Annotated in this window: 20 protein-coding genes and 1 other RNA gene; 9 read left to right on the top strand and 12 right to left on the bottom strand. The window is 44.2% G+C overall.

Annotated elements, in window-relative coordinates; translation table 11 throughout:
• Window positions 1-3: 3 nt before the first annotated feature.
• Window positions 4-348 (bottom strand): hypothetical protein, encoded by a 345-nt coding sequence (locus BZA03_RS04145; protein ID WP_110288053.1) that lies wholly within the window; start codon window positions 346-348, stop codon window positions 4-6.
• 146 nt (window positions 349-494) lie between these two features.
• Window positions 495-853: a transfer-messenger RNA gene (gene ssrA / locus BZA03_RS04150) on the bottom strand.
• A gap of 393 nt (window positions 854-1,246) precedes the next feature.
• On the opposite strand from ssrA, the gene BZA03_RS04155 reads away from it, so the two are divergent.
• Window positions 1,247-2,470, top strand: a complete 1,224-nt coding sequence (locus BZA03_RS04155; protein WP_014976383.1) for an NADH:flavin oxidoreductase/NADH oxidase family protein — start codon at window positions 1,247-1,249, stop codon at window positions 2,468-2,470.
• 44 nt (window positions 2,471-2,514) lie between these two features.
• On the opposite strand, the gene smpB is transcribed toward BZA03_RS04155, so the two are convergent.
• Window positions 2,515-2,994: an SsrA-binding protein SmpB gene (smpB, locus tag BZA03_RS04160; RefSeq protein ID WP_014949307.1), complete on the bottom strand. Its 480-nt coding sequence runs from the start codon at window positions 2,992-2,994 to the stop codon at window positions 2,515-2,517.
• 145 nt (window positions 2,995-3,139) lie between these two features.
• Here smpB and BZA03_RS04165 point away from each other — a divergent pair, with 145 nt between their 5' ends.
• Window positions 3,140-3,571, top strand: a complete 432-nt coding sequence (locus BZA03_RS04165; protein ID WP_014949308.1) for a type II toxin-antitoxin system RatA family toxin — start codon at window positions 3,140-3,142, stop codon at window positions 3,569-3,571.
• Window positions 3,568-3,915 carry an RnfH family protein gene (locus BZA03_RS04170; protein ID WP_014976384.1) on the top strand — a complete coding sequence of 116 codons (348 nt, stop codon included), beginning with the start codon at window positions 3,568-3,570 and terminating at the stop codon, window positions 3,913-3,915. Before BZA03_RS04165 ends, BZA03_RS04170 begins: the two co-directional genes overlap by 4 nt.
• Window positions 3,916-4,006: 91 nt before the next feature.
• On the opposite strand, the gene BZA03_RS04175 is transcribed toward BZA03_RS04170, so the two are convergent.
• Together BZA03_RS04175 and BZA03_RS04180 are read right to left on the bottom strand one after the other, a co-directional pair.
• Complete coding sequence (locus BZA03_RS04175) at window positions 4,007-4,483, bottom strand: MarR family winged helix-turn-helix transcriptional regulator (protein WP_012518305.1); 477 nt, start codon at window positions 4,481-4,483, stop codon at window positions 4,007-4,009.
• A 30-nt stretch (window positions 4,484-4,513) separates the two neighbouring features.
• Window positions 4,514-6,484, bottom strand: coding sequence for a choline BCCT transporter BetT (locus BZA03_RS04180; RefSeq protein ID WP_110288054.1), 1,971 nt, complete (start codon window positions 6,482-6,484; stop codon window positions 4,514-4,516).
• 321 nt (window positions 6,485-6,805) lie between these two features.
• Between BZA03_RS04180 and BZA03_RS04185 the strand changes: the two genes are divergently transcribed.
• The gene (locus BZA03_RS04185) at window positions 6,806-9,517 is read left to right on the top strand and encodes a TonB-dependent receptor (RefSeq protein WP_039229498.1); all 2,712 of its coding nucleotides are present in this window, start codon (window positions 6,806-6,808) and stop codon (window positions 9,515-9,517) included.
• A 168-nt stretch (window positions 9,518-9,685) separates the two neighbouring features.
• A complete protein-coding gene (locus BZA03_RS04190) occupies window positions 9,686-11,647 on the top strand; it encodes a sulfotransferase (RefSeq protein WP_110288055.1) in 1,962 nt (653 codons plus the stop codon).
• Between the two features lie 204 nt (window positions 11,648-11,851).
• Here the strand turns inward: BZA03_RS04190 and BZA03_RS04195 are convergent, their stop codons facing one another.
• On the bottom strand, window positions 11,852-12,316 hold the full coding sequence (locus BZA03_RS04195; protein ID WP_014949313.1) for a hypothetical protein: 465 nt from the start codon (window positions 12,314-12,316) through the stop codon (window positions 11,852-11,854).
• 234 nt (window positions 12,317-12,550) lie between these two features.
• Between BZA03_RS04195 and BZA03_RS04200 the strand changes: the two genes are divergently transcribed.
• Complete coding sequence (locus BZA03_RS04200) at window positions 12,551-13,462, top strand: hypothetical protein (protein ID WP_039229490.1); 912 nt, start codon at window positions 12,551-12,553, stop codon at window positions 13,460-13,462.
• A 75-nt stretch (window positions 13,463-13,537) separates the two neighbouring features.
• Here BZA03_RS04200 and BZA03_RS04205 read toward each other — a convergent pair whose 3' ends face one another.
• A complete protein-coding gene (locus tag BZA03_RS04205; protein WP_014949315.1) occupies window positions 13,538-14,350 on the bottom strand; it encodes a pyruvate, water dikinase regulatory protein in 813 nt (270 codons plus the stop codon).
• A gap of 272 nt (window positions 14,351-14,622) precedes the next feature.
• Here BZA03_RS04205 and ppsA point away from each other — a divergent pair, with 272 nt between their 5' ends.
• Window positions 14,623-16,995: a phosphoenolpyruvate synthase gene (gene ppsA / locus BZA03_RS04210; protein ID WP_014949316.1), complete on the top strand. Its 2,373-nt coding sequence runs from the start codon at window positions 14,623-14,625 to the stop codon at window positions 16,993-16,995.
• 326 nt (window positions 16,996-17,321) lie between these two features.
• Window positions 17,322-17,471, top strand: a complete 150-nt coding sequence (locus BZA03_RS20400; protein WP_155279892.1) for a hypothetical protein — start codon at window positions 17,322-17,324, stop codon at window positions 17,469-17,471.
• Between the two features lie 726 nt (window positions 17,472-18,197).
• Here the strand turns inward: BZA03_RS20400 and BZA03_RS04220 are convergent.
• From BZA03_RS04220 to BZA03_RS04230, 3 genes are all read right to left on the bottom strand, one after another.
• On the bottom strand, window positions 18,198-20,459 hold the full coding sequence (locus tag BZA03_RS04220; protein WP_110288056.1) for a molybdopterin cofactor-binding domain-containing protein: 2,262 nt from the start codon (window positions 20,457-20,459) through the stop codon (window positions 18,198-18,200).
• Window positions 20,456-20,962 carry a (2Fe-2S)-binding protein gene (locus BZA03_RS04225; protein WP_014949319.1) on the bottom strand — a complete coding sequence of 169 codons (507 nt, stop codon included), beginning with the start codon at window positions 20,960-20,962 and terminating at the stop codon, window positions 20,456-20,458. Before BZA03_RS04225 ends, BZA03_RS04220 begins: the two co-directional genes overlap by 4 nt.
• Before the next feature lie 367 nt (window positions 20,963-21,329).
• Window positions 21,330-21,545: a PGPGW domain-containing protein gene (locus BZA03_RS04230; RefSeq protein ID WP_014976394.1), complete on the bottom strand. Its 216-nt coding sequence runs from the start codon at window positions 21,543-21,545 to the stop codon at window positions 21,330-21,332.
• Window positions 21,546-21,875: 330 nt separating this feature from the next.
• Here BZA03_RS04230 and BZA03_RS04235 point away from each other — a divergent pair, with 330 nt between their 5' ends.
• Window positions 21,876-22,292 carry a DUF4826 family protein gene (locus BZA03_RS04235; protein ID WP_039232670.1) on the top strand — a complete coding sequence of 139 codons (417 nt, stop codon included), beginning with the start codon at window positions 21,876-21,878 and terminating at the stop codon, window positions 22,290-22,292.
• 17 nt (window positions 22,293-22,309) lie between these two features.
• Here BZA03_RS04235 and BZA03_RS04240 read toward each other — a convergent pair whose 3' ends face one another.
• Both BZA03_RS04240 and BZA03_RS04245 read right to left on the bottom strand, forming a co-directional pair.
• Window positions 22,310-22,768 carry a GNAT family N-acetyltransferase gene (locus BZA03_RS04240; RefSeq protein WP_014949322.1) on the bottom strand — a complete coding sequence of 153 codons (459 nt, stop codon included), beginning with the start codon at window positions 22,766-22,768 and terminating at the stop codon, window positions 22,310-22,312.
• 9 nt (window positions 22,769-22,777) lie between these two features.
• Window positions 22,778-23,944, bottom strand: a complete 1,167-nt coding sequence (locus BZA03_RS04245; RefSeq protein WP_110288057.1) for a JmjC domain-containing protein — start codon at window positions 23,942-23,944, stop codon at window positions 22,778-22,780.
• Window positions 23,945-24,114: the final 170 nt, after the last annotated feature.

A 24,114-nucleotide genomic window follows, 5' to 3' on the forward strand; every position in this document is an offset into this window, starting at 1 on the left:
ATTTTAACGATCTCCATTAGTAAGGTCATTTGCGTATCGTTCAACAGAACCAGAGCATATTTCATAGTAGAAATCCCGGTAAACCTTTGCAGGAGTTTCGTTCTTTGCCGCAGCATAGCCCATGATCAAACCTTCAGTAAAAACCATCCGATCTTCATAGTCACGATCTACCTGTTCAATCGATCGTAGTTTCAAATATGCCTGTGTGAATAATGTTGTTTCTTGCTCAAGGCCTAAATTAAAAGCCACAAAAGCGCACTGTGCCATAGTTTTGGCTTGTTCATTTGCTAAGGCTACGTTCGACAAGCTAACAAGAAAGAAAATTAATAATCCGACCAAAACTCTCATTATATTACCTCCTTTTAATAAACGACCTGTAGTTTCCTACAGATAAGCTACAATATCAAGGGGTCCAAAAAGGGGGTCCAAATGGGTATTTAAAGAAAAACCCTAAATCTTTGAAACTTAACGCGATTTAGGGTTTCTTTGGGAATTGGTGGAGCTGGCGGGATTTGAACCCGCGTCCAGAAAATGTCTACCTTTGGTACTACATGCTTAGTTTGTCATTTATTTAACTGCTTGGAACTCCGACAAACAGGATTTCCTTGCAGCTGGCCTAATACTGTTTCGCGGTTCACCCTTAGACAAGGTTCCCTCGCTATCCTACTTGGATGACCTTCCGAATCCCCGCTAGCAGGAAAAGACTAGGGTGGAAGGGCCTATGCCGGTTATTAAGCGGCTAGTGCGTATGTTTCGTCGTTTGCGACTATTTAAATGCGGCTTTTTAAGAGGCAAACCGCTCCTCTGCATGCACCTCCGGCTTCCTAGATCCTGTCGAATCCTAATCAGCCCCGAGTGTGATTTTCAATAATAGCACATTTGTTACATGGTGAAATACATTCTTTTGAAAATTACTATAAATTTTAAGGGTTTGGCTATAAATCAACCAAACATAACATCTAGTTTTTCAAAAGCTTACCTGTGTGGCCCTCAGTTGAAGCTTTGCTTAAACAGCAACACACAAACATTGAGTATTATTGAACTATCATAGATATGTGGATGCTTGAGTAAAATTCAAGTGCCGAGCGCACAAGGGCTGTACAAGAAACGCAATTTATAAACTAAAATAGCGCTTTTTATTTGATTACTTTAGCGAATTTTTAAGGAAATAGTGCTGATGTAATGATGCAATTAGTAGCAAGAACCATTAAAGTACGTGAGCATAATTAAAAGGCTTGTAGTGTAAATGTCTTCAGATTCCATATTGTATTCTCCGTATACCTTGCCATGTGGCGTAACAGCGCGAAACCGTCTTGTTAAAGCTGCTATGGAAGAAAATATGTCGAGTATGGGAAATATTCCCGGAGAGTCTTTGTACTCACTCTATCGATATTGGGCCCACGGCAATTTAGGCATGGTGATCACAGGCAACGTTATGGTCGATAAAGGCGCCATGACAGGGCCAGGTGGCGTTGCACTAGAAAAAGATACCGACATCGCACCGTTTCAAAAGTGGGCAAAAATCATTAAGTCTAATGGCGCTTTAGCCATAATGCAGATTAATCACCCTGGACGACAGGTATTTAAAGCGATGAAAGGCAAAGCTATTGCGCCTTCTGCTGTACCGCTTGATATGGGTAAACACTCTAAGCTGTTTGCTCAACCACGAGAAATGACCTGCCAAGACATTCACGATGTGTGCAAACGTTTCGTTCAAACTGCTAAGCAAGCTGAAAAAGCCGGGTTTGATGGCGTTGAAATTCACGCCGCTCACGGTTATTTGCTTACGCAGTTTTTGTCTCCGCTTACTAATCAGCGTCAAGACGAGTGGGGCGGTTCTATTATTAATCGCGCACGCTTGCTGATAAATATAGTCAGTCAGGTTCGAGCGGTTTGCGCTAAAGACTTCATTGTAATGGTAAAGCTTAACTCTGCAGATTTTCAGAAAAATGGTTTTTCTTTTGATGATGCCTGTGAGGTGGTAAATCGCTTGGAAGCCTTGGGTGTTGATGTTGTAGAACTGTCTGGCGGCAGTTATGAAGCGCCTGCCATGCAAGGGCAAACCCGTGACGACACCACACTGGCCAGAGAAGCGTACTTTTTGGAATTTGCGCAGGCACTGGTGAGTAAAACTGATATTCCGCTTATGACAACTGGCGGTATAAAAAGGGCCGAGGTAGCAGAGGAAGTAATTGAGCAGGGCTGTGCCCTTGTTGGATTAGCCAGCGCCCTTGCTATTACGCCCGACTTAGCTAAAAAGTGGCAACAAGAATGGGCGTATTCGGGCATAATTCCACACTGCTCTTGGAAAGATAAATCGCTTGCAAGCCTTGCGAATATGGCCATGGTGCGAAGACAACTGAGACGCCTTGGGAATAACCTAACCACCTTAAGAAACCCGTCACCGCTGTGGAGTCTGATTCTTGATATGCTACATCGCAAGAAAATGACGAAACGAGACGTAGGTTAAACCTACTACACTTCTTTTTTGGCAGCCCAAATAAAAACACAGCGTTAAACGCTGTGTTTCATCATTCTTTCTTTTTGACGTTGCCAATCTTTGTCTTTAATGGTGTCACGCTTGTCATGGGCGTGCTTACCTTTTGCTAGGTGAATTTCTAGTTTCACCCAACACTTTTTCCAATACATAGACGTGGCAACGATTGAATAACCTTGGCGGTCTCGCGCACCCATTAAGCGGTCAATTTCTCGTTTGTTCAGCAACAATTTGCGAGCACGCTCTGGGGCTGCGATGACGTGGGTAGAGGCTTGATTCAGCGGACTAATTCTACACCCTACCAAATACGCTTCGGCATTCTGGATAATAATGTACGCATCGGTAATGTTCACTTTACCGGCACGAATACTTTTAATTTCCCACCCTTGAAGCTCAAGTCCGGCTTCGAACTTGTCTTCTAGGAAATAGTCGTGACGCGCTTTTTTATTCTGCGCGATATTTCCTGTGGTGTTTTTGTTGGCTTTATTCTTTTTCATGCTGGCTATTATACTGATTGTTCAAAGGAATGTCTTTAGTTGTCATTGTTATCTTATATTGGGGCATTTGGTTCAAAACCGAATACGAGCGAACCAAATTTTCTGTGATACAATGCGGCCAAGAGTTTTAATTGTAGTGGAATCAATGCCAAGTATTCATAGAAGCGCGCTGGTAGCCCATAGCGCAGAAGCCATGTTTAACTTAGTCAACGATGTAGCTTCCTACCCAGAGTTTTTGCCAGGCTGTACCGATAGCAAAATCCTCGACACGTCAGCGCAAAGCATGAAAGCGTCATTGTTAGTTGCAAAAGCAGGTATTAAGCAATGGTTTACAACGCACAATGTTTTAGAGCCAGGTAAAAGTATTCAAATGCAACTGGTCGACGGTCCGTTTCGCTCGCTTACCGGTGGCTGGACATTTTCAGCGTTATCAGAAGAAGCCTGTAAAATTGAATTAAACCTAGAGTTTGAATTTAGCAATAAGCTAGCTGAAATGGCTTTTGGTAAAGTGTTTAACAGTTTAGCCAGCAGTATGGTTGCAGCGTTTACAGACCGAGCGCGGAGCGTGTACGCATGAGTAAGAAGCTCATCAATATTGAGGTTGCCTACGCGTTACCCACCAAGCAAACTATCATTGATGTTGCTATTCATGAAAATGCGACGGTGGAAGAAGGGATAAACGCGTCTAACGTGCTTGAGCAGTTTCCCGAGATTGATTTGAAAGCAACAAAAGTGGGTATTTGGAGCCGCGTGGTTAAGCTTCGCGACACGCTTACCGATGGCGACCGTATTGAAATTTACCGCCCGCTTATTGCTGACCCTAAAGAAATCCGCAAGCGCCGTGCTGAGAAAGCGAAAGAGGAAGGGCGCGCTGACAAAATCACAGGTGGAAAGGTAAATCCACTTAAGGCGAAGTCATAGCAGTCAGCTGAGCGCTTCTACGCCAGCGCCAAAGATAGATACAAAAATGGCCTTCAAGTGAAGGCCATTTTTTTAAAGAAGACAAAGGCTATTAGCTTTTTTCTGAAATACTGCCTAACTCCAGGAAAGGAGAGGCATCAATATCTTCAGCATCCATCATGCTAGCAATTCGCTGAACGGTAGCGACCATTTGGCTTTGCTCCCACTCTTTAAGCTGTGAAAAACGCTCGACAAAGTGTTCTTGAAGCGGGCGAGGTGCGTCAACCACTGCCTCTTTACCGCGTTCGGTTAAGAATACGCCCACTTTTCGTTTATCTTGCGTACTTCTTATGCGCGTAGCTAAGTCTCGCGATTCTAGTCTATCTAGAATATTCGTGATGGTTGCAGGGCTTAAGTTAATATTCTCTGCAATTTCGCGCACCATTATACCCGGGCGCTCTTCAATATTTTGCATCACCAATAACTGTGGGCCTGTTAAACCCACGTGTTTACTTAGCTGCTTGCTGCGTAGGTCTACAGCGCGTATTACGCGCCGTAGTGCCACTAATAGTTCTTCTTCTTTTCGCATGTTACTTCCAACAAATGCGTAACCCAGCGGTTACTTAAGCAAATGAATAAAATGTTGGTGCTTATGATAGTGATCGATGACGTCATTAATGACCGAAATCTTCGACCAGCCCATAATATCATAGTTCTGACCACCTTCACTAAGGTGCACTTCGGCGCGATAGTACGTGGCCTTTTTGTTTTCGTCCAGTGCTGGTGCGTCACTTGGACCAAATTCAGGCTGTTCTGTCGATACAGGATGCACAGCATAAATGAACTCAGGGTCATTGCCCATATCAACGGTTAATACGAGTGCTTCGTCCGTATCTTCAATTTTTATTTCAAATTGCTGCGCTTTAAACTCCTCGCTTACTTCTGTTAGCGCAGGCTTCACCACTTTGTTGATGTAACGACGAACGGCAGTTTCATCTGGAAAGGTCACAATATTTTCAAGGCGCTCTTTCCAGTTTTTGTCAGAGTCATTATGCTGCGGTGTACCCGTTAGTACTTGTAAACTTTCACGTTTGTACGCCTCGATACGAAGGGCTTTCAATAGTCCCGATATAGCGATAAGCAACACAATAGCAAATGGCAGTGCGGCGGCAATCGTCATAGTTTGCAGCGCGCCAAGCCCACCAGCGTAAAGCAGCACTGAACTCACCACACCAACGCCAACAGCCCAGTATACTCGTTGCCACAACGGCGTATTGTTTTCACCGTGTGAACACAGCATATCGACAACCATGGCACCCGAATCACATGAGGTTACAAAGAACACAATGACCATCAATACTGCTATAAGGCTTAGTACTGAAGCGAAAGGGAACTGCTCTAAAAATACAAACAGTGCCACTGAAGTATCTTCATTTACCATTTGTGCAAGTACGTCTTTACCTTGCACTAACACCTGATCAATAGCGGCGTTGCCGAATACGGTCATCCAAAATAGTGTAAATGCTGATGGAATAAGCAGTACGCCCATTACAAATTCACGGATGGTTCTACCGTATGAGATACGCGCGATAAACAGGCCAACAAACGGTGCCCATGCTAACCACCAACCCCAGTAGAAAATGGTCCAGCCACCAATCCAATCTGTTTTCTCATAGGCGAACAGGTTAAATGTGTTGCGCACTAAATCAGACAGATAAGCCCCTGTGTTTTGCATAAACGCTTGTAGTAAAAATACGGTTGGGCCTAAAACAAGAACAATTAAAAGTAGCAGTAAGGCTAAAACCATATTGGTTTCTGAAAGACGGCGTATGCCTTTTTCCAGGCCAGTAGTTACAGAAATTACGGCTAAACCAACAACGCCTGCCATTATAGCTATTTGAACACCAGTATTTGACGGTAGACCAAATAAATAGTTAAACCCCGCATTTACTTGCGAAGCGCCAAAGCCTAGCGACGTCGATACACCAAACACCGTTGATGTAACCGCGAATATATCAACCACGTGCCCCGGCCAGCCGTAAATCCGGTCACCAATTAATGGATATAAAGCTGAACGCAGTGTAAGAGGTAAGTTTTGACGGTACGCAAAATAGCCCAAAATCAGCGCCACTACCGCATAAATTGCCCAAGCATGAACACCCCAATGGAAAAATGTGGTTTTCATTGCTTCGCGAACAGCATCAATACTTTCAGCCTGTGCAGTGGGGGGCGCTAAAAAGTGCATTAAGGGCTCGGCAACGCCAAAGAACATAAGCCCAATTCCCATTCCTGCTGCAAACAACATACTAAGCCAAGTCCCAAAGCTAAATTCGGGGCTTGCGTGATCTGGGCCTAACTTAATTTCGCCGTAGCGTGACATGCCGAGGAAAACAACAAACACCACAATTACTGCGACAGTAAATACATAAAACCAACTACCGTTGGTCACAATTGCGCTCTGAAGCTTTTGGAAAAGCGCGTCTGCTGTTTCAGGAGTACCAGCAGCGAAGATAAGTAAACATAGGATTAAAGCTGACGATGTAATAAACACCGGCTTGTTGAGTGGAGATTTATTTTCGTTCTCAATCACGCAGTAAATTCCTTTCACCTTTTATAAATTTCGGTTTATACGCAGAAATATACCGCATGGAGCATTTTTTATAAACATCAGATGAAATTATTTGATTTGTATGTATTTGGTCAATGAGTCAAAGTGCAGTCTTTTTTTTGCAGTTGTTTTTACGATAAAAATTAGACTTTCTGCTAGGTTTTAGGTGTTTTTGGTTAATTATTAATCGTTAGAGTAGAAATAATTAATAGATTGTGTATCGTAATATATGATCTTTTTGATATGTGTTTTAAGTAAACACTGTCCGAAGAATAAAAAAACAATTGAAGGAAACACACACAAATGCGAAAAACTCAGCTTAGCTGTGCAATCATCGCTGCACTGGCATCCACCTCTCTGGCTGCGCAAGAATCTAAGGCGCCCGCTAAACTTGAAACCATAGAAGTTACCGCCACGAAAAGAAGTGAATCAATCCAAGATGTCCCTGTCGCAGTCTCTGCGTTAGATGGAAAAGCATTAGAAAACCTCGGTATTGATAACTTCCAAGACTACGTAGAGTTTTTACCGAATGTGGTATTCCAAGGTACAGGTCCAGGGCAAAACGAAATATACATTCGTGGTGCGGCGACCACGCAATCAAGCATTACCCTGTCATCTGTTCAAGCACTTCAGCCCTCAGTGGCTTTCTATCTTGATGAAATGCCTGTTTCTATGGCTGGCCGAAACTTAGATATTTTTGCTACCGACGTTGAGCGTGTAGAGGTTCTACCTGGGCCGCAAGGTACGTTATTTGGTGCGAGTTCTCAGGCAGGTACAGTCCGCCTAATCACAAACAAGCCAGATCATTCTGGATTTGCTGCAGGCTTCGATACCAGTATCTCTACCACAAAAGGCGGAGATATGAGTAACACGGTGGAGGCATATTTCAACGTTACTCCAACTGACAACCTTGCGCTGCGTGTGGCTGCCTACAATGAAAGTCAGGGCGGTTGGATTGACAACATTGAAAATGAGCCAGGAAATGGTGGTTACATTGGAAGTGCAGTAGTTATTGATCGTATTTCTGGAAATGCATTGCAGAAACAGGGCATCGATCCGGCTGCTATGGATGCACGTCGTGAAATCAATGGTTTTACCCGCAGTGAAGCCGCCGTTGTATCGCCAAGAAACAGTGAACATGTTGAAGATAACTTTAATGACGCGGTCTACTCAGGGGCGCGATTCGGGTTGTCTTACATTATCAACGAAGATTGGGATGTTCTGGTTCAACACACTCAACAAACACTTGATACTGAAGGTGTGTTTGCCTACGACCCCACAGTGGAAGGCGAAAGCTCGGCAATTCGCTTTCAAAGCGATGAAAACTCCGACGAATTTGGCTTAACCACATGGACCCTAAATGGTCGTTTGGAAAAACTAGATGTGGTGTATACCGGTGGTTACCTCGATCGTGAAATAGACACGCTTACCGATTACACAGGCTACACCAACGGCGGCTTATTTTCCGCGTACTATGTGTGTACGCACTATGAAACGCCAGATAATCCAGATGACGCGCGCTGCCTCGATCCGAGTAAATACTACAAAGAAGACACTACTAGCACTCGCTTAACCCACGAACTACGTTTCAGCACAACGATGGATACACCATGGCAGCTGACGGCGGGTGTGTTTTATGACGAACAGGAAGTAGGCTCAGTAGGCCAGTTTAAAATCGCAAGCCCTGAAATCTTTGAGAACCTTGCAAGTTCATGGAATGCGCTGGCGGGTGACCGTGGAATTAACAGCGATGGTGGCCCTTTCTCTCCTGAAATTAGCTTTGTAAACGATGTTACGCATACTATCGAGCAGATCGCAGTATTTGGTCAGCTAGGCTATGAAATTACTGATACGCTTACCGCTACCATTGGTGCACGCTGGTATCAAATTGACGATATTTATCGCGGCGCTACATCAACACGCGACGTAACAAGCCGATTAGAAGCCTATGGTCAAGGCGTGCTAGATCCCGCCGTTTATGATGGTTTGGGTCTTGACGGCCAAGGTGTTGTCGATGCTATCCAAGATGGTTCATTGGAAATTGGCTTACTAGACGGTGACGGAGTACTCACGGTTGACGATACCATCTTCAAATTTGGCCTCGACTGGAAAGTAAATGAAAACGTATTGCTTTTCGCGAACTATTCAGAAGGCTTCCGTCCACCAGTAACAAACAGACTAGGCGGTGACGCAGCGGCAAATGACACTGGGGCGTTTGCGGATTTCCGTGTTCCGGTTTACTCAACAACAGATACGCTGGATAACTACGAAATTGGCCTGAAAGGTGACTTCTTAGACGGTATTTTGCGTGTTAATGCCACTGGTTACTATTCAGAAATCAGCGACTTGCAAACGTCGCGTTTTGATCCTGCGAATATTAGTTTCTTAGTCTTTACCGATAATGTTGGTGATGCAGAAGTTAAAGGGATTGATGCAGACATTACTTGGTTAGCGACAGATAACCTAGTCATTAACGCGGCATTTAGCGTACTGGATACTGAACTGGTTAGTATTAACCCTGAACTAGAAGGTATTGCGGCTGGCGTAGGCAGTGAGCTTCCGTACTCTGCTGATTTCTCAGGTAACATTAGCGCACGTTATTTCTTTGAGTTAGACGGCGGTAAAGAAGGGTATGTTAATGCATCACTTACCTACACCGGCGACCGTCTTGCTGGCATGGTGATGAACGCTTATGCCATGGAAGATGCAACTCGATTGATTTATGGCACGGGCTCGGGTCTGAAAATTAAAGATGAGGGTGACGAGTTTAAAGGTGCAACGTACCCAGGTGCAGATGGTGAAACAATTCGCGGTGGCCGCTACATTCAGGAAAGTTACGTGATTGGTAATGTATCTGTGGGGATGACGTATCAAAACTGGAAAGTTGAAGCATTCGTTGACAACGTTTTCGACAAATCAGCAATCTTGAACATTGATACACAGCAGTATACGCCTAAGGTTGTGACTAATCGCCCTCGTACTATAGGTCTTCGCTTCTCTTACGATTACTATTAATAGTCGTTTGTCGTAAACGAAGAAGTAGATTGTACACAGTGCATTAAACGGCAGGCCTAGGCCTGCCGTTTTCATTACTTATCTTAGAAAAATTCGGTAGTATTAAATACATACCCTTTTGGCTTTCGCCAATTATCACCTGCGCTACCAAGAATTATAACGAAGGCTATGACAACAGAAGATTTTCAACATCAAGTTCGCGCTATTAAGCAAGCGCTTCAACGCGGTCAGTTATCAACTGCGAAATCGTATATTCAAGATTTATTGCCCTTGTCGCTAAATGAGCAGCAAGAAGCAGAAGTACTTTATTTGGCCGCTGTCACTTACAGGCTCTCGAACCAACATAGCGATGCTTTTAAGGCTATCGACACTCTTCTATCTCTTCGCCCAGATTACGGCAGGGGATACCAAGAGCTTGCTTACTGTCATGAAGCTGTGGGAGACCAGCAAAACGCAGCAAGTGCGTTCTTTAAAGCAACGCATTTTAACCCCGCTCTTATAAGCAGTTGGAAAAAGCTGCTCTTAATCTATCAAAATCATCGTGACGCTACCGCTGAACAAATGGCATCAAATCAGATTGCGCATTTGCAGTCTCTTCCTCCGCCAATTCTGGGTGCCTACGACCTTATGTACGAAAAGCAGTTCGCTGCGGCAGAGCAAGTGTGCCGCCAATTTTTGGCTAAACAGAAGCATCACCCTGAAGCTATGATGTTGTTGGCTGAGATTGGTATGCAGTTGAAGGTGTACAGTGATGCAGAATTTTTGTTGGAAAGTTGTGTGGAATTATACCCGGACAACGAGCGAGCGGCGCTAGCGTATCAAAACGTGCTTTCAAAGTTGGGTAAGTTTCCAGAGGCCGTAAACGTTGCGCGACAAAGACTCTCAAAAAGCCCAGACAGTTTTGTTATTAAAACCAGTCTTGCCCATGCGCTTGTTGGTGTAGGGCAATTAGATGAAGCGATAGATATTTACCATGGCGTACTAGAACAAACGCCAGATAGACCTAAAGTTTGGGTGTCGTTGGGTCATGCACTAAAAGCCAAAGGCGATACTGCCGATGCGGTTAATGCTTACGAAAAAGCGGTAGATTTTGCCCGCGACTATGGTGATGCCTATTGGAGCTTGGCGAATACGAAGACGTATAAGTTTAGTGACAAGATGCTTAAGCAAATGACTGAGCAAGTCAGCAATGATGCAATTAACTTAGATGATAGAATTCATATTTGTTTTGCGCTCGGGAAAGGGTTTGAAGATAACGCTCAGTATGACAAGGCCTTTGCGTATTACCAGCAAGGTAATGCGCTTAAACGCAGTACGCTTCAATTCGATATTGGGAAAACCGAGCAAGCATTAGATGCTCAGCAACAGGCTTTTAGTCAAGACGATTTCAAAAAAACACAGGGTTGCCAAGCGCCAGACCCTATTTTTATTGTCGGCCTTCCACGTGCTGGCTCTACACTGCTTGAGCAGATCCTAGCGTCGCACTCTAATGTCGACGGAACCATGGAGCTGCATGACATTCTGGGTATAGCGTCTTCGCTCAGCCACCAATCTACGCCATATCCGTTCAATGTTTCAGCATTGAGTGAAGAAACACTGGCGAAACTTGGTGAGCAATATATTCAGCAGACCCGTGCATATCGCCAAGGCGCACCGTTATTTATTGACAAAATGCCCAACAATTTCATTCATATTGGGCTTATTAAAAAGATACTGCCTAACGCTAAGATTATTGACGCGCGAAGGGATCCAATGGATTGCTGTTTTAGTGGGTACAAACAACTATTTGGTGAAGGGCAGGAGTTTAGCTACTCGCTAAGTGATATTGGCCGATATTACAATGCGTATGAAAAGTTGATGTCACATTGGCATACGGTGATGCCCGGCGACATTTTAACGGTGCAGCACGAAGATGTGCTCGACGATTTAGAAGGGCAGGTTAAGCGTATTCTGGCGTTCTGCGGTTTAGAGTTTGAAGAGGCATGCTTAGCGTTTCATAAAACCAAGCGGATAATCAAAACTCCAAGTTCAGAGCAGGTTCGTCAGCCTATTTACAAAACGGGGATGGGGCAGTGGAAGCCATTTGAATCTAACTTGGAAGCGCTGAAGGACGCGCTTAAGACGCAGTAGAAGCGCCTTGCGTTGAGTAGCCGTACCTAGCCTGACTCGACTGAACTTGGGCTTTATCCTAAGCCAAGCTTTTGAAACTAGACGGTTACTTATTTACAGCGTTACAGCACCTTTAGAATAAAACGAGGCACGATTTTTACCGTGCCTCGTGTTTTTTGACACTTAAAGGCGTCAAGCCTGTGCCATTAGAGCTATTCCTAACGCTTATGGCTGATAAGGTAACGAAGATTGGTGAAGGATAATTCTAATTTTACCGTCGTCGCATTGCTTGAAGACAAAGCTCTTGTTCACAAAAATATGGCTGTCGTCTGCACCAATAAAATGTACGTTGCATTGAACAATGGCTAACTCGCCGTTCAATATGAAATCTTCCTTGCTATACCAAACCTTTACCCAAGGCTTAAGCTTGAACCCATTGTCGTTGGGGTAGTCGCTATTGCCACCTACGAAGTATGAAAGCGCCCCTTCTTTTGTTGGGCGAAATGTTTGAGCACCAAACGTTAAGGTAGGCTTAAATAGCACCTTGCCATTATCATAATCGTAGTTTTCAGATAAAACCTTTGATGCGAAAGCTTTCACATCGCCACCTTCAGCGTGTACTTTTCCCACCGCAACAACATTGTCGCACCAAGTCTGAAGGGCTGTATGTACCATCTCTTCTGTAAACATGACGCTAACTCCTTTAATTAATGGTTATGTTATACTGTATCAATTGCGTTTAAACAATATCGCTAAATCAATGAAATGTAACTGATTATCCGTGATAGATAATTGCTATCAGCGAAAGGTCACGGAGCATGCGATGATGCTAGCCACTAAAGAAATTAGGAGCTTCCGCTAACTATTATAAGAACTGGTTTTAACCTATACTTCATACAAAATAGACGCATTGCCATAATAATAATGAGATCTCTATTAGCCACCATTTTATTATTCCTAGCGCTTTTTGTATTTCATGCAAATGCCGCGATTAAAGATATTCAGCCTCTTTGCCAGGATAGTGTCGACGAATGTTTATCGAAAATCAGAGCGCAGCAATCTCTATTAGATAAGAACACACCACCATGGTGGGACCTTCAAGTAAGAAGGTTTGATATCTTATTTAACTTTCAACGTTATGATGAGCTTTATGCCCTTCTAAGACCATGGCTTGAGGCTACAAATTTGAAAGGAATGCCAGAGTACAAGCCACTAGTTTCTCTGTTTTTCGGCAAGTGGTTACGTGCCAGCGGCCGAGAGCAGGAAGCAAGAATAGCGTTAACTAAATCTTTGACGGGCTTGAGAGCACAATATGAAAAGATGCCGTCCCCTCAATTAGGTATAAGAATTTTAAATCTTTTGACTGTGCTTGGTAAAACGAAAGAAGCGCAGGACTTTGCTGAGCAACTGGAAGGTGAAAACTATAATGCGCCTGTCTTTTACCATGAGATCTTTGCTGAGCTTGGGCACGCCGCGCTAAAAGAAGGCGATAACGCAAAACATATTGAATATCGAATTAAATCGTTGAATTGGGCGTTGAAGCTACCCGATTATCAACAGCAAGCTATCGCCTACAGCAATTATGCTGTAGCGCTTCGCAACAATAGGAATTATCAGGAGGCAGAGCAGGCTTTCCTGAATGGTTTAGCATGTGCGGAGCAAGCGAAGGATATCGCTCAAATTAACAGTATTAAGTTACGGATAGCGGAAAACGCTACGCTTGGCAACGACCCTGAAAAAGCGAGACGTTGGCTCAAGCAAATATCTGTTGAGGGGCTTCCATCTTTACAGCTATCGCGCTACCGAAAATTGGTAAAAGATAACGCACCGCATTAATCGTTAGGTTCATTTCGATTAGCTGCAGGCAAAATGCACATTGCGGCACGCTTTTTTTACCAATTGTTAGATTCACTAATACTTACGGCGCTTCAGTCCAGTCTCGGCTAAAATCTTTGCCGAAATTTCTTCTATAGAATATTTAGTACTGTTCAAAAACGGAATTTTTTCCTTTCTATACAGGTTCTCAACTTCACGAAGCTCCATCCTACATTGTGGTAGCGATGCGTATTTACTGTTTGCACGTCGCTCTGAACGTATCTGATGTAGTCTATCGGCTTCAATCGTTAGCCCGAAGAGTTTGTTTTTAAATCGTCTTAGGGCAGGAGGCAGTTTCAGCATGTCTCCCATGTCTTCTTCTGTAAAAGGGTAGTTCGCTGCTTTTATTCCGTATTGAAGGGCTAAGTAAAGACTTGTTGGCGTTTTACCCGAGCGTGAAACACCAGTAAGAATGATGTCTGCTTCATCATAATCTTTTAGATTAGAGCCATCGTCATTAGCCAATGCGTAGTTTACGGCCTCAATTCTAATATCGTAGGTGGTTTCGTGAATACTGTGTGTGCGATGTTTTTCTGGTTTTGAAGGAACACCCAATACTTTTTCCAGTGGCGCTACGAATTGATCGAGAAAATTATAGTTAATGCCCACAGATTTCGAGATTATTTTGCGAATATCTACATTCACAATTGTATAAAAAACGAGCGGCCTTTCTCCGGTGTCTTGAAAACTTTCAGAAATTTGCTGTAAAACTTTGTGAGCTTGTTCCTCAGTTTCAACGAAAGGAATGGTGTTGTGATTGAAAGAAACGGGAAACAGGGAAAGCAGGGCGTGGCCGAAGACCTCTGCAGTGATGGCTGTACCATCTGAAATATAAAAAGCTGTGCGCACAACATATCCTTAACATTGGTGTAATTTTATTACAAAAGTAATAAAGGGTTTACATTCTGAATTTCCCCATTCTAAGATGATTTCGTCGAAAAGCTACACGGTTCTTGTGAATGATGGCAAATATCAATAGGTTTGCTGTCAAACGTAATGGACAGCGTTAACAGTGGTTTTCACCACATATCGACTACAATTTGATGAGTTTCAGGTGACAAAAAGCACAAACCTGAAATTAACCTCATACCCTACACATAAAAAAGCTGGAGGCTTGGGCTGTGCAAGAATACGTACTTTGGTATCAAGAACTGGGCATGCATGATGTGGGTCGCGTAGGCGGCAAAAATGCATCATTAGGCGAGATGATTTCAAACCTGGCGAACGCCGGTGTGCAGGTGCCGGGAGGTTTTGCTACCACCGCCGAGGCATTTAATGAGTTTCTAGAGCAAAGTGGCCTAGAAGCGCGCATTCACGAAGTCTTAGACTCGTTAGACGTAGATGACGTAAACGCACTGACCGAAGCGGGTAAGAATATCCGCCAGTGGATCATCGACACACCTTTCCAAGGAAAGCTAGAAGAAGAAATCAAAACTGCGTTTGTCACATTACAGGGTGATGCAGGTGAAGAAGCGTCATTTGCAGTGCGTTCATCAGCCACGGCTGAAGATATGCCTGATGCGTCTTTCGCAGGTCAACAAGAGACTTTCCTAAACGTTAAAGGCTATGAAGCCGTGCTTGTGGCAATTAAGCACGTGTTCGCATCGCTATTTAACGACCGCGCTATTTCATATCGCGTTCACCAAGGATACGACCACAAAGGTGTGGCGCTATCTGCAGGCATACAACGCATGGTGCGTAGTGATATCGCATCATCAGGCGTTATGTTTACTATCGATACAGAGTCTGGCTTTGAAGACGTTGTATTTATTACCAGCTCATTTGGTTTAGGTGAAATGGTGGTGCAGGGTGCGGTTAACCCTGATGAATTCTATGTTCACAAACCAACACTTGATAAAGGCCTGCCTGCTATCGTTCGTCGTAACCTTGGTAGTAAGCTTACTAAAATGGTGTACTCAGATGATGAAGCACACGGTAAGCAAGTGTCTATTGTCGATATTGATGCAGCTGACAGCAAAACCTTCTCGTTGACTGATGACGAAGTAATGGAGCTTGCTAAACAGGCGCAGATCATTGAAAACCACTACAAGCGTCCTATGGACATCGAGTGGGCAAAAGATGGCGCAGACGGCAAACTTTACATTGTTCAGGCTCGCCCTGAAACAGTACGCAGCCGTGAAGACTCACAGAGCATCGAACGATTCCAGTTGAAAGGTCAAAGCAACATTGTTTGTGAAGGCCGTGCAATTGGTCACAAAATCGGTGCTGGTGTAGCGAAAGTGCTTGATTCGATTGAAGAGATGGACAAAATCCAGGCTGGTGATGTTCTGGTAACTGACATGACAGACCCTGACTGGGAACCTATCATGAAGAAGGCTTCTGCTATTGTTACCAACCGTGGTGGCCGTACTTGTCACGCTGCAATCATCGCGCGTGAGTTAGGTATTCCAGCGGTTGTGGGTTGTGGTAACGCGACTGACAGTATCAAGAACGGCGACAAAATTACTGTGTCTTGTGCTGAAGGTGACACTGGTTTTATCTACGGTGACGAACTAGAGTTCGACGTAGTGACCTCACGCATTGACGCAATGCCTGACCTACCGCTGAAAGTCATGATGAACGTGGGTAACCCTGACCGCGCATTTGATTTTGCTCGCTTGCCAAACGCAGGTGTTGGTCTTGCGCGTCTTGAGTTTATTATCAACCGCATGATTGGTGTGCACCCTAAAGCACTACTTAATTTCGACAGCCAGCCTGAAGAGTTGAAAGAAGAAATTAGCGATATGATTGCAGGCTACGAGTCGCCTACGGAATACTACATCGAGAAATTGGTGGAAGGTATTTCAACCATTGGCGCTGCATTCTCGCCAGAGAAAGTTATTGTTCGTATGTCAGATTTCAAATCGAACGAATACTTCAACTTAGTGGGCGGTTATCAATACGAGCCAGACGAAGAAAACCCAATGTTGGGTTTCCGTGGTGCAAGCCGCTACATCTCTGAAGATTTCCGCGATTGTTTTGCCCTTGAATGTGAAGCCATAAAGCGCGTTCGCAACAAAATGGGCTTGACCAATGTTGAGATCATGATCCCGTTTGTTCGTACATTAGAAGAAGGTCGTCAAGTTATCGAGCTTCTTGAAGAGCAGGGACTTAAGAAAGGTGAAAATGGCCTTCGCGTTATTATGATGTGTGAACTGCCATCAAACGCTTTGCTTGCTGATAAGTTCCTAGACATTTTCGACGGTTTCTCTATTGGGTCTAACGACTTAACGCAGTTAACCCTAGGTCTAGATCGCGACAGTGGTCTTATCGCGCACTTGTTTGATGAACGTGATGAAGCGGTCAAAGCATTGTTGTCAATGGCAATTCAGGCAGCGAAGAAGCGTGGAAAATACGTAGGCATTTGTGGTCAAGGTCCATCAGATCACGAAGACTTCGCCGCGTGGCTGGTACAAGAAGGGATTGATTCGGTATCACTTAATCCTGATACCGTGGTTGAAACCTGGCTTTACCTGGCTGAAAAGCACGGTTAATCACGCAGCTCGGATGTGAAGGCTAGAAAGCTTAAGGGCTATTTAGTTTTCCATCTAACGTCGTGTTATTTCACGACGTTATCGCTTTGATATTATTGAAAAAGAGACCATAAGGTCTCTTTTTTTGTTAGGCAACGTAAAGTGATGGCCACTCATCTAGAAGCAAATCTTTGCTCAAGTTTCATTCCTTAAAAAAACTGTGGTTATTTAGCAAAACTATGCATTTTTGCGTGTTGATAACATGACTTTGTGTAATTAAAAATGTAATATTACAAAGTGACTTTCACTTTGAATCTTTGATTAATAATTAACTTGGTTGAATTCTCATGGCACATAATGACAGCGCAGTTTCAGTAAATACTTCCGAAGAAAACGTTATGCAATCACGCTCTGTGGTAGAGCAGTTGGCGGAAGCGCAAAAAGAAATTAACGAGCTTAAAATGCAGTTAATGTGGATGGAACGCAACTACGAGTAAGAATAACCTATTAGAATAAGGCGGGAATTAACCGTCCAACACTGAAAGTGTTTTCCTTTTAATTGTAAGCTTACAGGTTGATTTACAGTTTGAATAAAAGGAGGTCATGTTGGCCTCCTTTTTTGTTTCTAATGGTTGTTTGTTTGCTGCTCTGTAGCAATGGCTTAGTTAGTTGGAAATGGCGAATATGCTAATGACTAGGTTTTTTCGCCTTTTTGATGTGCAACAAAACTCAAGACCTTCTTATATTACTTGGTTAAATTATGTCCGGTTGGATTAGTGTGCTATTGTAGATAGCGTTTGGCTAGCAGTATGCATGAGGCAGGGAGGGAAACTGAGATGGCTTATAAATTTAAGTTTTTTGCACAACCTGTAATCAGTAACATCAGAACGTTCTGTGAAGCAGCGCTGGTTGAATTCACTATAGGTCTGATATGTGCAGTTTTCGCCTATGCAAGTTATGGTGTTTTTATTCACCTTTTTGTTGCTTGCGTTGTTATCTCGATAGCGTGTTTTTGCCTAAGTATCTATAACTTATATAGTCTTTTCTATTATTCATAAAGCAATTCGTTTTTTCGCTACTATTGAGACACACCAGAATACAGCATACATCCATAAAAAAGGGTTAACACAGTGTGTGTTAACCCTTTTTGATATGATTGCTTGTCTTAAATAGCGTTAGTATTTATTCATCAAACCAGCGATTAAGCCGAATCTATAGAATGCTTACGCTTTAAGCTGGTTACCAATAGGTAGCTGGCGAATACGCTTACCGCATGCAGCAAAAATGGCATTGCACAGCGCTGGCGCATACACGGGGGTTGCAGGTTCACCTACACCTGCTGGCGGCGCATCGCTTTCAATTACTTCAACTTCTACCTCTAGTGGTGAATCGCTCATGCGCGGTACACGGTAGTTGTGGAAGTTACTCTGCTGTACACGCCCTTTATCAAACGTTATACCGTCACTGATAGCTGTTGTGATACCGTAAACCGAGCCGCCTTGGGTTTGGTTTTTAACCGTATCGGTGTTAACTACAGTACCTGCATCAATAGCTACCCATGATTTAATCACGCTAAGATCGCCAGCGTCAGACACCTCAACTTCAACCACAGTAGCAACGTAAGTTAAAAAGCTACGGTGCGCAGCAATACCCAGTCCGCGGCCTTTAGGCATGTTGCGGCCCCAGCCTGCCATGTCAGATACTTTCTCAATTACACTACGAAGACGGCCTGTATCCAAAGGATAAACCGACTTATCACCCCAATAGTTTTGATATTCGGCTTTTTGATCCGTCACATCAATAATTCTATCAGGACCAATTACTTCCAATAGGTAATCTTTAGCGTCTTTGCCTGCTTTGTGGGCTGCTTCATTAATAAACGACTGTACAGCAAACGCGTGGAAGATGTTCGATACTGAACGCATCCATCCAATACGGGCTTTGGCTGGCGCTTCACCGCGCTCTAACTTCATGTTGGGCGTAAGAATAGGGTTATCCGTAAAGCCCAAATCTAACTCAAAGCTAAAGGGGGCGTTCGCGCCCTCTTGGAACGTAGAGGCAATAGGTGAAAACGCGGTTCTGTGAAGATAAGCGTCAATTTTACCGTTTTCATCTAGTGCAGCTTCAACATGTTGAGCAGAAACTGCGTGATAGAAGCCGTGCTGAATATCATCTTCGCGTGTCCATTGAACGCGAATTGGCTTACCCGTTTTCATTGATAGGTATGCCGCTTCCGCTGAAAAGTCAGGCTTAGACTTACGCCCGAAAGCACCACCTAGCATGGTAACGTGAACATTGATTCTTTCTTTGTCCATGCCAACCATAGCGCCCACGGTTTCCATATCAGCCTGCGGATTTTGTGTTGCTGCCCATACGTCAACGCGATCTTTATAGTACATGGCAGTAGCACATGGTGGCTCCATTGGGGCTTGTGCTAAATGCGGCACGTAATAGTCAGCAACCAGTTTGTCGCTGGCTTTTTCTAAAACGCTCAACGCATCGCCTTTTTCTCTAACAAGCGCTTGAGGGGCATTTACTGTGTTAAGCAACTGCTCTTTAAAGTTCGCTGAGTTATAGTCGCCATTTGCGCCATCGTCCCAGGTGACGTCTAACGCTTTGCGGCCTTGCCATGCTGCCCATGTGTTGTTAGCTATAATGGCTAGCCCACCTTTTGGCTGGAACTGGGGCGCACCTTTTGGCGCTGGAATTTCAATTACATCAACAACGCCATTAACCGCTTTTGCTTTATCTGCATTGAAGCTTTTCACCTTACCGCCCACTACAGGAGGGCGTTCGATTATAGCAACAAGTGCTTTTGGCTCGCGCACGTCGGCGGCGAAGGTTGCTTTACCGGTAACGATATCTTGAAGGTCGATATGCGCCATACCGGTATTGATGTAACGCCATTCTTTCCTTTCTTTAAGCTTAAGCTTATCTGCTTCTGGCGGCGTAATGCTTAATGCATCGTCTATTAAGTCTTTATACGCAAGCGTTTTACCTGAAGTGTGTGTTACCACATGCTGCTCGGCAACACAGGTACTTGGCTCAACACCCCAACGCTTAGCTGCTGCATGTTGCATCATATAACGCACGCTTGCGCCCATTTCTCGAAGACGCTGCATATTGAAGCGGATACTACGCGAGCCATCGGTGTTTTGGTCACCGTATTTGGGGTCGCCTTTGCCTTGAATAACAATGACTTTGTCCCACGCCGCTTCCATCTCGTCAGCTACAATTTGCGCAATGGCGGTTCGGATCTGTTGACCCATTTCGCTGCGGTGACACGTTACTTCAACCATGCCGTCAGGGCGAAGTGCAATGAACAAGTTTGCGCGCTTTGCGTTTTCCGCCGGCTTTGCTAATACGCCAGCCATGGCGCGAGGTGCACCACCCATAAAATAGGTACCAAGAACCAGTGCACCCGCCGCTGCTGTAGATTTTAAGAAACTGCGGCGATTCATATCAAAATAGGTATTCTCACTCATGCTTCTTCTCCCGCTTGGGTTGGGTCAAAGTAGCTCACGCCGGCGTTGCCGCTTATTGATTTCGACGCAGACTTAATGGCCTTGTGAATGCGAGGGTACGTGCCGCAACGACAGATGTTGCCCGACATATTCTGAACAATTTCTTCGTCACTTGGCGTTGGGTTGGTTGATAATAGACTGGCAGCTTGCATGATTTGCCCACATTGGCAGAAACCACATTGTGGTACTTTGTGTTCTACCCACGCTTTTTGGACAGGGTGATCGCCATTTTCGCTTAGCCCTTCAATAGTGGTAATTTTTCTGCCTTGAACGGCTGACACTGGTAATACGCAAGAGCGTTGTGCCATGCCATCAATGTGAACAGTACAAGCGCCACATTGCGCCATACCACAGCCAAACTTAGGTCCTGTAAGATTTAATTCGTCACGAAGGTACCACAACACTGGTGTTGATGGGTCACCAGAAAATTCGTGTTTGTTACCATTAACGGTAAACGTGATCATGGTCTTGTCTCCATAGGTAAGCGAAAGATATGACTTGGACCAGATTGTTTAAACCTGGCCTACCCAAGCAGCGCAATGCGGGGTCAACGCATTACACAAAATCATATCGATACGGTTACATTGCCTGATGATACGAACTATCTAAGATGCTGAGCATGCTCAGATAATTGCCACTATTATTATTGTTAAAGGCTTCGCAATTTATACTTTAGATTACGTTAACACGCATTGCATCATTACGCATTTACATAAGTTTAATTGCTAACACTTTGCGACAAAGTGGTGAGAGATGGAGAGGGGGGCGAAACGCACTGTGCGTTATGGCGTGCTCAACTTTCTATAAGCACACCTGTTAGAACAAAAACAATTAGCGCAGCTTTCGCATAAGAAGAAAACGATCAATTCTACGGGCACCACTCGTCATTGTTTTTTGGCTGTATTTGAGCCAGCTTCGCGCTTTTGGCCAGTCGTAACTTAAGAGCACTAAACCGCCTACCACTAACAAGATAGAGCCCGGAAGTAATGTTAGAACAATACCGCCGATAAACAAGATTGCTCCAAGGGTAAGTCTTACTATTCGCATGTATAAACACTCGGCTTGGTGAAGTTTTCATCTCACAGTTTCGCCCAAAGAAGCACATTTGCCAATATGAAAAATGTAAATGTTTGTGCTTAAAGTGTGAGTCAGTCGCTGTTGGTAAAATCCACAGATTGTTGGATAAGTAAGCGGTTAACACCTTCGGTGAATACATTGACATGATTGCAGTGGAAAGCAGGGGTGAAATAAAGTACAAAGATAGAAAAGACGTTCGCTACAAACTAGGGGGAAAGGTGGCCTAGAAGGTAAGTGATACGCGGATATTGTCTAGCGGTGCTAGATAAGAAACGATAATGATAATAATGAGAGCTAAGAATGGCAGATCAACCAGAAAACCAACCAATCAGTGATGAAGAACGCGCAACGTGGGTACGAGAACAGTTTCAAAAAGCTAATAAGTTTTTAGCAGAGAATGGTGTTTTGTTCGAATCTGTTGTTACAGAAGAAAGCCGCTATTTAATTCCTTACCTTGCAGTATGGAAAATTAAAGCGATGGACAGCAAACGCTATTGGGTAATTAGTGGTGATTTGCCGTCAGACTATACATCGGTAGATAACGCGAAAGATGCAAAAGAGGCACTTCGCCACTTTGCTATGCATTGGCAGTTAAAGGCTGAAAACCTGATCAATGCAAAAGATGCAGATAAAACGCAAAAAGAATTTGGCGCATTGCTTATCAATCGTGCTGAGAACTTATTTGCTATGCAAAATACGCCAGATCTTTGGGTTTAAAGCTTTAAGTCAGCAACCTAATGAAGTTGAGTCACGTCCGGAAGAGGAAATCGCTCTGCCGGGCATTTTAGACGTTGTCTTGGAACGCCTGCGTCCATAAATACTTGCCCGTCGGGAATAAAACCAATGGATTGGTGATAGGACACGCTTTCTAAATTGCAGACTACTTTGATAATGGGGACGTTGTTTTGCTTTGCCGTGTTAATCAGAGCTTCAAACAAAGCGCGATAAACAGGCAATGTTCTGTGGCAGCGCTTAACAGCAATTCGGCCTAGTTCGCCTCGTTTGGTTAAGCGCCCAGTGGCAATGGGTTCGTTTTCATCATTGACGATAAGTACATGGCACGCCGAGCTGTCGTGTTCGTCGAACTCGCTTGCCTCGGGGACGCGCCACTCTAAAACAAATACATGTTCCCTTAGTGCTTTCAGTCGATGTTTATCCTTTTCCCAATCGACGTTTTGTATCGTAAACGCCATACTTACCTGTTAACCTTCGAACCATTCCCAGTAACCATTATTGATAAGTGTAGTTAAGGTTTCTAAAAATGTAAAAGAAGGCGCGTCTTGGCAACACGTTGCGTTCAAAACGCCTCCTGATGCCAGCACTTCAAACCATTCTTGGTCACTTTTGCCAAACTCGAACTGACTGCCATTTACAAAGAGCGCGCGAGGAAGACCACGCTTACCGTCACATAGTAACGCACGCACACCCGGTGCAGGAACAAAGCTAATGCCTGCGGCAAACTCATTTGAAATTTGCTCTAGCGATACTTCGTCTTCTAGCGGATATTCAGGAATGCCTTGTTCACTCATGGCTTCTAGAAGTGCCAAAGTAAAGTCTTCACCGTTTATCGCATCTATGAGCTGCTGCTTAAGAACGGCAACATCGCTTGGATTTACCCAAGCACGATTGCCTTGCATAGAGCGGCTTGCATCGGTAAAGCGATAATTATTTGCGCCTTTATCCAACATCATCGCCAGGCTTTCCGCTAGTTGCAGATTGTCCGGAGCACGATAACCCACAGAGTAGGTCAGGCTATCTTCAATTGTCGCTCCATCATGAGGCCAGCCCGGTGGTACGTACACCACATCGCCAGGCTCAACCACAACATCTATAACAGGGTCGAAGCCTTCAATTTGTCTTAATTTTGGATGTGGAAAAACTTCTTTATAGTCCGCCGGCTTGCCCACACGCCAGCGTCTTTGGCCCTTACCTTGAACTAAAAATACATCATATTGGTCGATGTGAGCACCAACGCCTGCACCATTGGTGGCGAAGCTCACCATCAGGTCGTCCAATCGCCAATTAGGGATAAAAGAAAAGGGATCTAGTAGAGGGGTTACGTCGGGCACATATTTATCTACGCCTTGAACTAGTAATGTCCATTTGCCCTGACATGCTTTGTCAAAATCGGTAATTGGCCCTTGTTCAACATGCCAGCTGCCTTTCACGTTGCTAATAATACGTGCATCCACTTCCGACTCTTGTGCTAGACCGGCAAGATCGTTCTCATCGATAGGATCTACAAAGTTGTCAAAGAAGTGTTTGATGACTACCGGCTTTTGCTGCCAGTAGTTTTTTAGAAAGGTTTCTGCATTAAAGCCGTTTCCAGATTGTGCATCAATAATGTACGAATTGTCGTTTGTGGGCATAGTGTCTCTTATAGTAAGCCAATCAAATGGGTTTAATCTGTTGATTTAAGTATTGTGCGTGGCGTTACAAATATGCGGTAAGCGTTAGCACTTTGTCAAAAGCGAGGTTGAAGCTTATGGGGGGCATTATCGATTATTAAAACGTTTATTGCTACCTTGCATTTGCTTCA

Source organism: Alteromonas sp. I10 (assembly GCF_003201515.1).
Lineage (GTDB): Bacteria > Pseudomonadota > Gammaproteobacteria > Enterobacterales > Alteromonadaceae > Alteromonas > Alteromonas macleodii.

Coding starts and splice junctions, on each gene's coding strand:
- smpB (WP_014949307.1), bottom strand. CDS start 2,994: ATGAAAAAGAATAAAGCCAACAAAAACACCACAGGAAATATCGCGCAG.
- BZA03_RS04235 (WP_039232670.1), top strand. CDS start 21,876: ATGGCAGATCAACCAGAAAACCAACCAATCAGTGATGAAGAACGCGCA.
- BZA03_RS04165 (WP_014949308.1), top strand. CDS start 3,140: ATGCCAAGTATTCATAGAAGCGCGCTGGTAGCCCATAGCGCAGAAGCC.
- BZA03_RS04190 (WP_110288055.1), top strand. CDS start 9,686: ATGACAACAGAAGATTTTCAACATCAAGTTCGCGCTATTAAGCAAGCG.
- BZA03_RS04195 (WP_014949313.1), bottom strand. CDS start 12,316: ATGTTTACAGAAGAGATGGTACATACAGCCCTTCAGACTTGGTGCGAC.
- BZA03_RS04200 (WP_039229490.1), top strand. CDS start 12,551: ATGAGATCTCTATTAGCCACCATTTTATTATTCCTAGCGCTTTTTGTA.
- BZA03_RS04155 (WP_014976383.1), top strand. CDS start 1,247: ATGTCTTCAGATTCCATATTGTATTCTCCGTATACCTTGCCATGTGGC.
- BZA03_RS04220 (WP_110288056.1), bottom strand. CDS start 20,459: ATGAGTGAGAATACCTATTTTGATATGAATCGCCGCAGTTTCTTAAAA.
- BZA03_RS04185 (WP_039229498.1), top strand. CDS start 6,806: ATGCGAAAAACTCAGCTTAGCTGTGCAATCATCGCTGCACTGGCATCC.
- BZA03_RS04225 (WP_014949319.1), bottom strand. CDS start 20,962: ATGATCACGTTTACCGTTAATGGTAACAAACACGAATTTTCTGGTGAC.
- BZA03_RS04175 (WP_012518305.1), bottom strand. CDS start 4,483: ATGCGAAAAGAAGAAGAACTATTAGTGGCACTACGGCGCGTAATACGC.
- BZA03_RS04170 (WP_014976384.1), top strand. CDS start 3,568: ATGAGTAAGAAGCTCATCAATATTGAGGTTGCCTACGCGTTACCCACC.
- BZA03_RS04230 (WP_014976394.1), bottom strand. CDS start 21,545: ATGCGAATAGTAAGACTTACCCTTGGAGCAATCTTGTTTATCGGCGGT.
- BZA03_RS04240 (WP_014949322.1), bottom strand. CDS start 22,768: ATGGCGTTTACGATACAAAACGTCGATTGGGAAAAGGATAAACATCGA.
- BZA03_RS04245 (WP_110288057.1), bottom strand. CDS start 23,944: ATGCCCACAAACGACAATTCGTACATTATTGATGCACAATCTGGAAAC.
- BZA03_RS20400 (WP_155279892.1), top strand. CDS start 17,322: ATGGCACATAATGACAGCGCAGTTTCAGTAAATACTTCCGAAGAAAAC.
- BZA03_RS04145 (WP_110288053.1), bottom strand. CDS start 348: ATGAGAGTTTTGGTCGGATTATTAATTTTCTTTCTTGTTAGCTTGTCG.